Origin of the sequence: Streptomyces sp. 8L (assembly GCF_020176795.1) — a bacterium.
Classification (GTDB): Bacteria; Actinomycetota; Actinomycetes; order Streptomycetales; family Streptomycetaceae; genus Streptomyces.
The window spans coordinates 1-11,643 of sequence record NZ_JAIUKE010000345.1 but is presented as its reverse complement, the minus strand read 5'-3'; the positions used below and the strand labels follow the sequence as shown (position 1 = coordinate 11,643).

The 11,643-nt window shown below is 72.9% G+C and carries 11 protein-coding genes; 8 read left to right on the top strand and 3 right to left on the bottom strand.

All coding sequences use genetic code 11. The annotated features are described in order from the left end of the window. Nucleotides 1-47 precede the first annotated feature (47 nt). From LCE31_RS25855 to LCE31_RS25845, 3 genes are all read right to left on the bottom strand, one after another. A complete protein-coding gene (locus LCE31_RS25855) occupies nucleotides 48-2,090 on the bottom strand; it encodes a bifunctional aldolase/short-chain dehydrogenase (protein ID WP_225018145.1) in 2,043 nt (680 codons plus the stop codon). 217 nt (nucleotides 2,091-2,307) lie between these two features. After that, a complete protein-coding gene (locus LCE31_RS25850) occupies nucleotides 2,308-2,700 on the bottom strand; it encodes a VOC family protein (RefSeq protein WP_225018143.1) in 393 nt (130 codons plus the stop codon). Between the two features lie 158 nt (nucleotides 2,701-2,858). Then, the gene (locus LCE31_RS25845) at nucleotides 2,859-3,593 is read right to left on the bottom strand and encodes an SDR family oxidoreductase (protein WP_225018141.1); all 735 of its coding nucleotides are present in this window, start codon (nucleotides 3,591-3,593) and stop codon (nucleotides 2,859-2,861) included. Between the two features lie 116 nt (nucleotides 3,594-3,709). Here LCE31_RS25845 and LCE31_RS25840 point away from each other — a divergent pair, with 116 nt between their 5' ends. The 8 genes from LCE31_RS25840 to LCE31_RS25805 all read left to right on the top strand — a co-directional run bounded on the left by LCE31_RS25840 (nucleotide 3,710) and on the right by LCE31_RS25805 (nucleotide 11,462). Beyond that, nucleotides 3,710-4,588, top strand: coding sequence for a LysR family transcriptional regulator (locus LCE31_RS25840; RefSeq protein WP_225018147.1), 879 nt, complete (start codon nucleotides 3,710-3,712; stop codon nucleotides 4,586-4,588). Between the two features lie 134 nt (nucleotides 4,589-4,722). Then, the gene (manD, locus tag LCE31_RS25835; RefSeq protein ID WP_225018138.1) at nucleotides 4,723-5,937 is read left to right on the top strand and encodes a D-mannonate dehydratase ManD; all 1,215 of its coding nucleotides are present in this window, start codon (nucleotides 4,723-4,725) and stop codon (nucleotides 5,935-5,937) included. A 194-nt stretch (nucleotides 5,938-6,131) separates the two neighbouring features. Beyond that, a complete protein-coding gene (locus tag LCE31_RS25830) occupies nucleotides 6,132-6,383 on the top strand; it encodes a hypothetical protein (RefSeq protein ID WP_225018136.1) in 252 nt (83 codons plus the stop codon). Further along, nucleotides 6,380-6,793 carry a helix-turn-helix domain-containing protein gene (locus LCE31_RS25825; protein WP_225018134.1) on the top strand — a complete coding sequence of 138 codons (414 nt, stop codon included), beginning with the start codon at nucleotides 6,380-6,382 and terminating at the stop codon, nucleotides 6,791-6,793. Before LCE31_RS25830 ends, LCE31_RS25825 begins: the two co-directional genes overlap by 4 nt. Before the next feature lie 77 nt (nucleotides 6,794-6,870). Continuing rightward, nucleotides 6,871-7,746, top strand: coding sequence for a helix-turn-helix domain-containing protein (locus LCE31_RS25820; RefSeq protein ID WP_225018132.1), 876 nt, complete (start codon nucleotides 6,871-6,873; stop codon nucleotides 7,744-7,746). Nucleotides 7,747-7,892: 146 nt separating this feature from the next. After that, nucleotides 7,893-8,867, top strand: a complete 975-nt coding sequence (gene uraD, locus LCE31_RS40945; protein ID WP_225018130.1) for a 2-oxo-4-hydroxy-4-carboxy-5-ureidoimidazoline decarboxylase — start codon at nucleotides 7,893-7,895, stop codon at nucleotides 8,865-8,867. A gap of 3 nt (nucleotides 8,868-8,870) precedes the next feature. Continuing rightward, complete coding sequence (pucL, locus tag LCE31_RS25810) at nucleotides 8,871-9,779, top strand: factor-independent urate hydroxylase (protein ID WP_225018129.1); 909 nt, start codon at nucleotides 8,871-8,873, stop codon at nucleotides 9,777-9,779. A gap of 306 nt (nucleotides 9,780-10,085) precedes the next feature. Next, complete coding sequence (locus tag LCE31_RS25805) at nucleotides 10,086-11,462, top strand: 8-oxoguanine deaminase (protein ID WP_225018128.1); 1,377 nt, start codon at nucleotides 10,086-10,088, stop codon at nucleotides 11,460-11,462. Nucleotides 11,463-11,643 lie beyond the last annotated feature (181 nt).

Sequence of the window (11,643 nt, the reverse complement as noted above, 5' to 3'; positions counted from 1 at the left end):
GGCGGCGGCGGTGCCGGGAGGGGGAGGCGAGGCGGCGGTGCCGGGTGTCAGCGCAGGAACGCCGCCGCCACCCCCGCGTCCACCGGGACGTGCAGCCCCGTCGTGTGCGTCAGGTCCCCGCCGGTCAGCGCGAACACCGCGTTGGCGACATGCTCGGGGAGCACCTCGCGCTTCAACAGCGTCCGCTGCGCGTAGAACTCGCCGAGCTTCTCCTCGGGCACCCCGTACACCGCGGCCCGCTTCGCCCCCCAGCCGCCCGCGAAGATGCCCGAACCACGCACCACACCATCGGGGTTGACCCCGTTGACCCGGATGCCCTGCTCGCCGAGTTCCGCCGCGAGGAGGCGCACCTGGTGCGCCTGGTCGGCCTTGGTCGCCGAGTACGCGATGTTGTTCGGCCCGGCGAACACACCGTTCTTCGAGACGACGTAGACGATGTCGCCGCCCATGGCCTGCTCGCCCATCACCCGCGCCGCCTCCCGCGACACCAGGAACGACCCGCGCGCCATGATGTCGTGCTGGAGGTCCCAGTCGCGGGCGCTCGTCTCCAGCAGCGGCTTGGAGATGGAGATGCCCGCGTTGTTGACGACCAGGTCGATGCCGCCGAACGCGAGCACGCCCGCCCGGAAGGCGGCGGCGATCTGCTCCTCGTCCGTCACGTCGACGCCGACCGCGACGGCCTTGTCCGGGCCGCCCAGCTCCTTCGCGACGGCCGACGCGCTCTCCGCGTCCAGGTCGGCCACCACGACGCACGCGCCCTCCGCGACCAGCCGGTGCGCCACCGCCTTGCCGATGCCGGAGGCGGCGCCCGTCACCAGCGCGACCCGCGCGGCCAGCGGCTTCGGCGGGGGCATCCGCCGCAGCTTCGCCTCCTCGAGCGACCAGTACTCGATGCGGAACTTCTCCGACTCCTCGATCGGCCGGTACGTCGACACGGACTCGGCGCCGCGCATCACATTGACCGCGTTCAGGTAGAACTCGCCCGCCACGCGCGCGGTCTGCTTGTCCTTGCCGTACGAGAACATCCCGACGCCCGGCACCAGCACGATCGCCGGGTCCGCGCCCCGCATGGCGGGCGAGCCGGCGTCCGCGTGCCGCGCGTAGTAGGCGGCGTACTCCGTCCGGTACTCCTCGTGCAGCACCCTCAGGCGCGCGACGGCGTCCTCCAGCGGCGCGGCGGGCGGCAGGTCGAGCACCAGCGGCCGGACCTTGGTGCGCAGGAAGTGGTCGGGGCACGACGTGCCGAGCGCGGCGAGCCGCGGGTGCTCGGCACGCGCCAGGAAGTCCAGTACGGGCTCCGCGTCGCTGAAGTGCCCGACCTGCGGCCGGTCGGTGGACGCGAGGCCGCGGAGCAGCGGCGCCAACGCGGCGGCGGGCCCCCGCCGTTCGGCGGCGGGCAGCGCCCCGTACCCTTCGAGCTCCGCGCCGAAGGGCTGTGCCGTGCCGCGTTCCGCGAGGAACCGCTCGGCCTCCTGGATGATCCGCAGTGAGTTCGCCTCACACGCCTCGGACGTGTCGCCCCACGCCGTGATGCCGTGTCCGCCCAGCACACAGCCGATCGCCCCGGGGTTCGCCTCCTTGACGGCGGCGATGTCGAGACCGAGCTGGAAGCCCGGCCTGCGCCAGTCCACCCACACCACCGCGTCGCCGAAGCACGCACGGGTCAGCGCCTCGCCGTCGGCCGCGCAGGCGAGCGCGATGCCCGAGTCCGGGTGCAGGTGGTCGATGTGCGGGGCGTCCACCAGGCCGTGCATGGCCGTGTCGATGGACGGCGCCGCGCCCCCCTTGCCGTGCAGGCAGTAGTCGAACGCGGCGACCATCTCGTCCTCGCGCTCCACCCCCGGGTAGACGCCGGTGAGCGCGCGCAGCCGGTCGAGCCGCAGCACGGCGAGCCCCGGCTCGGTCAGCGTGCCGAGGTCGCCGCCCGAGCCCTTCACCCACATCAGCTCGACGTCGCCGCCCGTCACGGGGTCGGGCGCCGAGCCCTTCGCCGAGGTGTTGCCGCCCGCGTAGTTGGTGTTGCGCGGATCGGCGCCCAGTCGGTTGGAGCGCGCGAGGAGCGCGGCCTTCACTTCGGTGGCGTCGGGCATGTCTTCCACTCCTGGGGCGGTGACGAGATGCGCGATGATGTGATGAATCGATTCAGATGGACCGTAGGTGGCGCAGCTCACACCTGTCAAGGCAAGCACAACGGGAGTTGAAACATTTCATCCCCGTCGGTCGCGGGCGCCGCGGCGACGGCCCCGGCCGTGGCGACGGCGCCCTGCCGGCGACGCCGGCGCGTCCGCCGTGTCCGTCGCGGGAACCTCACGCGGGCGCGTCGAGATCCTGGGGGTACCAGCGCAGCTCCACCGTGTTGCCGTCCGGGTCGCCCACGTACACCGACTGGGCGCTGCCGCGCGCCCCGAAGCGGCCGACCGGGCCCTCGAGGACGGTGAACTCGCCCGAGTCGATGACCTCCTGCCAGTCCAGCGGCTCGACCACCAGGCAGATGTGGTCGACATTGGACTCGCCGCGCGGCTTGTCCGTCAGGTCGATGATGGTCGAGGGGGTGACGCGCACGGACGGGAACGGGGCCGTGCCGGCCCGCCATTCGGCCACCCGTACGGGTTCGAGGCCGAGCTGCCCGCAGTAGAAGGCGAGGGAGCGCTCGACGTCGCCGACGTTGAGCACCAGGTGGTCGAAGTCCTTGACGCGCACGATGCCGCTCCTCCATGGGGTCCACGGCCCGGGCGGGGCCACCGGGGCCGACGACCGGGCCGTTCACGTTTCTCCGGGTTCCTCCGGCGGACGGTAGCAAGGGGGCGCCCGCCGCGCGCGGAAGTCCGTCCCCGACCCCGGCCGGCCCGCGGGCCGCCTCACAACTGGGTGCCGCCACCGTCCACGACCAGTTCGGCGCCTGTGGTGTAGGTCGCGTCGAAGGCGAGAAAGACGGCGGCGCGTGCGACCTCCTCCGGCTTCCCCGTGCGCAGCATCGGAATCTGGGCGGCGAAACCGGCGAGCATGCCATCCGCCACATCGGCGGGCAGGGTCTTGTGCAGAATGCCGGTGTCGACCGGTCCCGGGCTCACCGCGTTGACCCGTATGCCGCGCGGCAGCAGCTCGCGCGCCCAGCTCCGCGCCATCGACCGGAGGGCCGCCTTGCTCGCCGAGTACACACTGTGGTCCGGCAGCCCCAGCTCGTTCGTGACCGATGTCGTCAGCACCACCCCGCTGCCCTCGGAAAGCAGCGGAAGCAGCCGTCGCAAGGTGAAGTACGGCCCCTTGGCGTTGGCCGCGAAGATGTCGTCGTACATCCGCTCGGTCGTCGCCTCGAAGGACGCGTTACCGGTGATGCCTGCGTTGAGGAACACCGCGTCCAGTTGACCGAACGCCTCCTCGGCCTTCCCCGCCAGGGCATCGATGTCGGCGTGCGAGGTGGCATCGCTGCGCACCGCGGTCAGCCCCTCGTCGCGGGCCGCCTCAAGCGCCGCCTCATCGCGTCCCGTGACCATCACAGAAGCGCCCTCGTCGGCCAGCAGACGTGCGATGAACAGGCCGATTCCCTTGCTGCCGCCGGTGACAAGGGCGCGCTTCGCGTCGTATTTTCCCATGCCCCGATTCAAGGCCCGGGCAGCCGACGGCGTCCAAGACCCGATCGGCAACCCGTCATGCTCCCACCGCATGGAGGTACGCTCAACGCGTGCGCGTTCCCGGGTCGGACCTCGATATGCGGCTTGTCGGCTACTTCACGGTCGTCGCGGAACACGCCAACTTCGGCCGGGCCGCCACCGCGCTGCATGTCGCACAGCCGTCACTGAGCCGTCAGATCCAGCGCCTTGAGGAGCACCTGGGCGTACGCCTCTTCGACCGCACTCCTCAGGGCAGCCGGCTCACGGAAGCCGGCCGGGCTTTTCTGCCGCAGGCTCAGGCTCTGCTCCGAGCCGCCCGTCAGGCCGAGCTCACGGCCCGCGACGCCGGTGCGTCGCGCGAGTTCACCGTCGGATACGTCGAGGACCTGGTGATCACCCACGCCGTACGCCGGCTGCGGGAGCGGCACCCGGCCGTCCGTATCCGCACACGCCACCTGGACTGGAACGACGCCCACGCCCTCGCCGACCGCCGCGTGGACGCCCTCGTCGCCCGCTCCCCGCTGCCCTTCCCCGCCGACCGCCTGCGCCTGACCGAACTGCATACCGAACCGCGGGTTCTGGTCGTCCCGAAGGATCACCGCCTGGCCGCAAGGGAGTCGGTGACCATCGACGATCTCGGCGGCGAACCCTTGCCGGAATGCCAGGACGCGGTCCCGGGGTGGAGCGGCTTCGCCCGCCTGGAGCCCCGCCCCGACGGCGTTCCGGCTCCCAGCGCACCGGCCGGCTACGAGTCGTTCGAGGACAAGCTCGACCTCGTCGCCGAGGCACGGTCGGTACTCATCCTGGCCGCCGGCGACCGGCGGCCCCGGCTGCGCCCCGACCTGACCACCGTGCCCATCGAGGGCATCGACCCGGTCCGCGTCGTCCTCGCGACCCGCGCGGCCGACGCCAACCCGCTGATCAGCGACTTCCTGGACGCCTGGCCATCCAACGCGCCCGGTTCTCCAGGGCATTGAGCCAAGCGTCCGGACGAAGGGCGGCAGGCGCCGTGCGGCACCATGGGGCGGAGAGCGACAGAGTCCTGGTGGGGTCCGGCGGTCGGCCCAGCTCCGCGAAGGCACGCCGGTCACCGAGGAAAGAGGACAGGGCCATGGCCACCATCACCGCCGCCGAGGTGTTCGTCACCTCGCCGGGACGCAACTTCGTCACGCTGCGCGTCACCACGTCCGACGGTGTCACGGGGCTCGGCGACGCCACGCTCAACGGCCGGGAGCTGTCCGTCGCGTCGTACCTGCGCGACCACCTCGTCCCGCTGCTCGTCGGCCGCGACCCGGCCCGTATCGAGGACATGTGGCACTACCTCTACAAGGGCGCGTACTGGCGGCGCGGCCCCGTCACCATGACCGCCATCGCCGCCGTCGACACCGCGCTGTGGGACATCAAGGGCAAGGTCGCGGGACTGCCCGTGTACGACCTGCTCGGCGGGCTCGCCCGCGAGGGCGCCCTCGTCTACGGCCACGCCAGCGGCCGGGACACGGCCGAACTCCTCGACGACGTCGACCGGTTCAAGGATCTCGGCTTCCGGGCGATCCGCGCGCAGGCGGCTGTCCCCGGCTCGCCAGGCAGCTACGGCGTACGTCACGGCGAAGGCCAGGGCTACGAGCCGGCCGCCACCGCATTGCCCGACGAACAGCTCTGGCACACCGAGGACTACCTCGACTTCGCGCCCCGCTATCTCGCCGCCGTACGCGAACGGTTCGGCTTCGGCTTCCACCTGCTGCACGACGTGCACCACCGCCTCACGCCCACCGAGGCGGGGCAGCTCGGCCACCGCCTCGAAGACCTGCGGCTGCTGTGGATGGAGGACCCGACGCCCGCCGAACTCCAGGAGAACCTCCGGCAGGTGCGGGCGGCCACCCGCACCCCCCTCGCCGTCGGCGAGGTCTTCAACTCCATCTGGGACTGCCAGCAGCTCATCACGGAGCGGCTCATCGACTACATCCGGGCCTCCGTGGTGCACGCGGGCGGCATCACCCACCTGCGGCGGATCTTCCACCTCGCCGAGCTCTACCAGGTGCGCACCGGCTCGCACGGCGCCACCGACCTCTCGCCCGTCAGCATGTCCGCCGCCGTGCACCTCGACGTGACGGTGCCGAACTTCGGCATCCAGGAGTACATGGCGCACGACCCCCTCATCCACGAGGTCTTCAGGCCCGGCTACACCTACCGCGACGGCGCGCTGTTCCCTTCGGACGAACCGGGGCTGGGCGTCGCCTTCGACGAGAAGGCCGCCGCGCGCTTCCCGTACGACCCCAAGTACCTGCCCGTGAGCCGCCGCGGCGACGGCTCCGTGCACGACTGGTGAGCGCCGCGCGCCCCGCCGGCCGAACGCCGAGTTGCGCGGGGCCGCGCGCCCGGGCCCGGACGCCTCCCTCTGACGCGTCCCTCCCCCGCCCGCACGGAGCGGAGCTCCCCCGGGGCGCGGCCGGCCCGCGCGCCCGTTAGAGTCGCTACCGTGGGTCGGGAAGCCACAGGTCACAGCGATTTGGTGGGGGCACAGTGCGGCTGAGGGTGGAGTACACGACGGAGCCGTTCGACCTTGAACAGGCACCGGAGCACGCGGTCGTCGCCCGCGAGGTCGTCGCCGGGGCACACCTCGACGCCTTCGACGTCGGCCCGTTCGGCAACACGGCCGAGGGCCCGGCGGACGAGGTGCTCGGCGCCGTGACCAGCCTGCTGCGCGAGTCGCTCGGCGCGGGCGCCACCCGGATCTCCGTCCAGGTCAGCGTGGTCACGGAGGACGAGGGGTGACCGGGCGGCCCGACCACCCGCTGGTGGCCGCCGTGCGCCCGCTCGTCGACGCGATGGGCGGCCAGATCCTGGAGCCCGGGGACGCGGGCCCCGACGACGTCGTGCTGTCCTGGGAGGGCACCGGGGTGCTGGCCGTGCGCCTGCCGCAGCTGGCGGACTCCCTGGACCACATCCTCGCGGCGCTCGAGCGCACCCACGGCATGCCGCTCGCCGAGCTCGACCGCCGTACGAAACAGGCGGTGGTACGGGGCCTCGAGGCGCGCGGCGCGTTCTCCGTACGGCACGGGGTGGAGACGGTGGCGAGCGCGCTCGGCGTCAGCCGCTTCACGGTCTACAACTACCTCAACTACGCGAACGAGCAACGTGCCAAGGCCGAGGGACAGGACAAGCCGCCACGGCGCGAGGCGTGATCCGCGCCCGCGGCCTCCCCCGGTCCTGGGCCCGGCGGGGCCAGGCACGTACAACCGGACACGCCTACGCTTGAGGCATGGCCGATCACACCAACACGCTCGGCGCGTACCTGCGGGCCCGCCGTGAACTCGTGACGCCCGACCGTGTGGGCCTCCCGCGGTTCGGTGTCCGCCGCGTTCCCGGCCTGCGCCGCGAGGAAGTCGCGATGCTGGCCGGCATCAGCGCCGACTACTACCTGCGACTCGAACGGGGCCGCGACCGCAACCCCTCGGTCCAGGTGCTCGAATCGATCGCCCGGGTGCTCCAGCTCGACGAGACGGGCACGGCCCACCTGCTCGCCCTCGGGGCAGGACCGGGCCGTGCGGCGCGCCGCGACTCCGGCGAGGAGCGGGTGCCCGCCGGAATCCGGGGCCTGCTCGGCTCGCTCGGCCTGCCCGCGTTCCTGGAGGGCCGCTCCTTCGACGTGCTCGCGGCGAACCCGCTCGCGGCCGCGCTCTCGCCGCGCCTCGCGACCGGCCGCAACCGTCTGCGCGACCTCTTCCTCGACCCGGCGGAACGCTCCCTGTATCCGGACTGGGAGGGCGCCACCGCCGGCATGGTCGCCGGGTTCCGGCACGCGGCGGGCCCGGACACCGACGACCCCCGCCGCACCGGGCTGGTGGACGAGCTGTCGCGCGCCAGCGACCGCTTCCGGCTGCTGTGGGCGCGCCACGACGTCCAGGTCCGCGAGGGCGCGTCCGTCACACTGGACCATCCCCAGGTCGGCGAACTCACCCTGAACAGGGAGAAACTCGGCGTCGGCGGGACGGCGGGACAGCTGCTCGTCGTCTACCACGCCGACCAGGGCGGCGACAGCGCCGAGAAGCTCCGCCTGCTCGCCTCCCGCGAGGCCGGCCCGCGCACCCGCGACCAGTCGGAGCCCGCGGACCGAGGCGCGCCGGCATCCGACTGACCGGCACCGCCCGCTCCGGCATCCGACTGACCGGCGGCGCGACCGGTGGCGCGCGCCGCGCCAGGGATTTTTCAACAAAGTGTTGACGTGCTCTCGCGGAGGGCGTTAGCTGAGCGAAGCCGGTCCAGCACTGCCAGGAGGCTTCGGTGACGTCCCCTCTCGCTCGGTTCAACTCCGCGTCGCGGTCCGACGCGCTCGCCACGCTGCGAGACGTCTGCGCCGCCTCCGACTGGGGCTCGCGGCTGGTCGAGGGGCGGCCGTACGCGTCCGCCGAGGCGCTCCTCGCCGCGAGCGACGAGGCCACCGAAGCGCTCTCGGGACCCGGCCTCGACGAGGCCATGGCCGGCCACCCCCAGATCGGGCGGCCCACCCCCGGCGACCCGGTCTCCTCGCGCGAACAGCGCGGCCTCGCCGGCGCGTCCGACGCCCGGCGGGCGGAGCTCGTCGAACTGAACCTCGCCTACCAGGAGAGGTTCGGACATGTCTTCCTCGTCTGTGCGAGCGGGGCGAGCGCCGAGCAGCTGCGGGACGCACTCGTCCGGCGGCTCGCCCACGGGCCCGAGCAGGAGCGTGCCACCGCGCGTGCCGAACTCGGCAAGATCAACCGGGTCCGGCTCGGCCGCCTCCTGGCCGCGCCCCCCGCCTCCGTGTCCACGCACGTCCTGGACACCAGCGCAGGCCGCCCCGCCGCGGGCATCCCGGTCGCACTGGCGGCCCGCGGCGGCCCGGACGCCGACTGGACCGCGCTCGGCGCCTCGGCGACCGACGCGCACGGCCGCTGCAAGGACCTGCCGGCCCTGCCGGAGGGCTCCACGCACGTACGGCTGGTCTTCGACACCGCGGCCTACCTCGCGGCCGCCCCGGCCGCGGGCACCGCGGCAGCGCAAGCCCGTACCCCGGCCGCCGGCACCGCGGGAACGCGGGACCCCGCTCCGGCCGCCGGCACCGCAGGAACAGCAACCACCACCCCAGCCGAGGCACAGCAGGACGCCCCCGCGCTTCGGGACAGCGGCCCGTTCTTCCCCGACGTCACGGTCTCGTTCACCGTCGCGCCGGGGGAGCATTATCACGTGCCGCTGCTGCTCAACCCGTTCGGCTACTCCGTTTACCGAGGGAGCTAGCAGATGCCCACCACCGTTCTGGGCCAGAATCAGTACGGCAAGGCGGAGTGCCGCGTCGTCAAGGTCGTACGCCGCGACACCGTCCACCACATCAAGGACCTCAACGTCTCCGTCTCCCTCTCGGGCGAGATGGACGAGGTCCACTACTCGGGATCGAACGCCAACGTCCTGCCGACGGACACCACGAAGAACACGGTCTACGCCTTCGCCAAGGAACACGGCATCGCGTCGGCCGAGGAGTTCGCGACGGTCCTGGCCCGGCACTTCGTCCGGGGCCAGGAGCAGATCCACCGGGCCCGCATCCGCGTCGAGGAGTACGCGTGGGACCGCATCGGCGGCCCCGGCCACTCCTTCGTCCGCGCCGGGCAGGAGACCAGGGTGGCCCAGGTGACCTTCGACGGCGAGCACGTCCAGGTGATCTCCGGGCTCAAGGACCTGACCGTGCTGAACTCCACCGACTCCGAGTTCTGGGGGTACGCCAGGGACAAGTACACGACGCTGCCCGAGACCCACGACCGCATTCTCGCCACCGACGTGTCCGCCCGCTGGCGGCACGGCTGGAACGGCGCCGGCGACGCGCCCGCACCCGACTGGGACGCCTCCTACGCGCGGGCGAAGGCCAACATCCTCCAGGCGTTCGCCGACACCTACTCGCTCTCGCTCCAGCAGACCATGTTCCGCATGGGCACCCGCGTCATCGAACACGACGCGGATGTCGAGGAGATCCGCTTCTCACTGCCCAACAACCACCATTTCCTGGTGGACATGGAACCCTTCGGGCTCAAGAACGAGACGGACGCGCCCGACGGGCCCGTCTACTTCGCGGCGGACCGGCCCTACGGGCTGATCGAGGCCACGATCCTGCGCGACGGAGCGGAGCAGCTCATCCCGGTGGACCTGACCACCCTCTAGAACGCGCCGCCCACGCTCACCAGGCCAGTCCAGGCCAGTCCAGGCCAGTCCAGTCCAGGCCAGGCCAGAGCACAACACAACACAGCACAGCAGCACGACCCTCGACGCGCGCGCCGGCGTCACCCCGGTCATCCTCCGGGGTCAGGAGGGAGAGCGGGGGCATCTGCGCACCCCTGACGCGCCACCGTCCGCCGCGAAGCCGGCGGCCGGACGGCGGCGCACCGCGGACTCGGTCGTCACCCCGCTCGGCCCCCGGGTCCGTAAGCTTCAGGGCTCCCAGGGCCCGCCACAGGAAGAGGAACCGCCATGGCGGCTTCGCGCATCGTCATCGAGAACTGTGCCGTCGCGACCGTCGACGCCGAGGACACCGAGTACGCCTCGGGCCATGTCGTCGTCGCAGGCAGCCGCGTCGAGTCCGTCGGCCCCGGTCCCGCGCCGGACGGCCTGACGGACGTGGTGCGGCGGATCGACGGCACCGGGCACCTGCTGACGCCCGGCCTCGTCAACACCCACCACCACTTCTACCAGTGGATCACCCGCGGACTCGCCACCGACCACAACCTCTTCGACTGGCTCGTCGCGCTCTACCCGGTCTGGGCCCGGATCGACGAGCCGATGGTGCGCGCCGCCGCGCAGGGCTCCCTCGCGATGATGGCCAGGGGCGGCGTCACGACCGCCACCGACCACCACTACGTCTACCCGCGCGGTGCGGGCGACCTGTCGGGCGCCGTCATCGGGGCCGCCGCCGAGACGGGCGTGCGGTTCACCCTGGCGCGCGGCTCGATGGACCGGGGCGCCTCCGACGGCGGCCTGCCGCCCGACTTCGCCGTCGAGTCGCTCGACGAGGCGCTCGCGGCGACCGAGGAGACCGTCGACCGCTACCACGACGCGTCGGCTGACGCGATGGTCCAGATCGCCGTCGCCCCCTGCTCGCCCTTCTCGATCTCCACGCAACTGCTCAAGCAGGGAGCCGAGTTGGCGCGCCGCAAGGGAGTGCGCCTGCACACGCACGGCAGTGAAACCGTGGAGGAGGAGCAGTTCTGCAAGGAGCTGTTCGGCATGGGCCCCACGGACTACTTCGAGTCGACGGGCTGGCTCGGCCCCGACGTGTGGATGGCCCACTGCGTGCACATGAACGACGCGGACATCGCCGCGTTCGCCCGTACGGGAACCGGCGTCGCCCACTGCCCGTCGTCCAACGCGCGGCTGGCCGCGGGCATCGCGCGCGTCCCCGACATGCTGGCCGCCGGGGTCCCGGTCGGGCTCGGGGTGGACGGCACCGCCTCCAACGAGTCCGGCGAACTCCACACCGAACTGCGCAACGCCCTCCTCGTCAACCGCCTCGGCGCCCACCGCGAGGCGGCTCTCACCACCCGTCGGGCGCTGCGCCTCGGCACCTACGGGGGCGCACAAGTCCTCGGCAGGGCACGGGACATCGGGTCGATCGAGGTGGGCAAACTGGCTGACCTGGTGCTGTGGCGGATGGACACACTCGCGCACTCCTCGATCGCCGACCCGGTCGCCGCGCTGGTGCTCGGGGCCCCGGCACCGGTGACGCTGTCGATGGTCGGCGGGCGGAGTGTGGTCGAGGACGGCCGCCTGACGGGGGTCGACGAGGACGCCGTCGCGCGCTCGGCCCGCGGTCAGGCCCAGCGCCTGGCCCGGATCGCGGCGGACGCGTAACCGCCCCTCCGCCGCGCCGTGTCGGCGCGCGGCCGGGGGGCCGCGTGCCGGCCGGACGTACTCCGGTCGAGGGGGACGGCCCTCGACCGGCGGCCCGGGGGGGCCCGGGGGGGGCCCCCCCCCCCCCGGCGGGCGGGCCCCCCCCCGCCCCGGCGCCCCCGCCCCCCCCGCGGCCGGCCCC

Bases quoted from the DNA above. Each gene is read 5' to 3' on its own strand.
- LCE31_RS25855 (WP_225018145.1), bottom strand. From the start codon at position 2,090: ATGCCCGACGCCACCGAAGTGAAGGCCGCGCTCCTCGCGCGCTCCAAC.
- LCE31_RS25845 (WP_225018141.1), bottom strand. From the start codon at position 3,593: ATGGGAAAATACGACGCGAAGCGCGCCCTTGTCACCGGCGGCAGCAAG.
- LCE31_RS25840 (WP_225018147.1), top strand. From the start codon at position 3,710: ATGCGGCTTGTCGGCTACTTCACGGTCGTCGCGGAACACGCCAACTTC.
- manD (WP_225018138.1), top strand. From the start codon at position 4,723: ATGGCCACCATCACCGCCGCCGAGGTGTTCGTCACCTCGCCGGGACGC.
- LCE31_RS25820 (WP_225018132.1), top strand. From the start codon at position 6,871: ATGGCCGATCACACCAACACGCTCGGCGCGTACCTGCGGGCCCGCCGT.
- pucL (WP_225018129.1), top strand. From the start codon at position 8,871: ATGCCCACCACCGTTCTGGGCCAGAATCAGTACGGCAAGGCGGAGTGC.
- LCE31_RS25805 (WP_225018128.1), top strand. From the start codon at position 10,086: ATGGCGGCTTCGCGCATCGTCATCGAGAACTGTGCCGTCGCGACCGTC.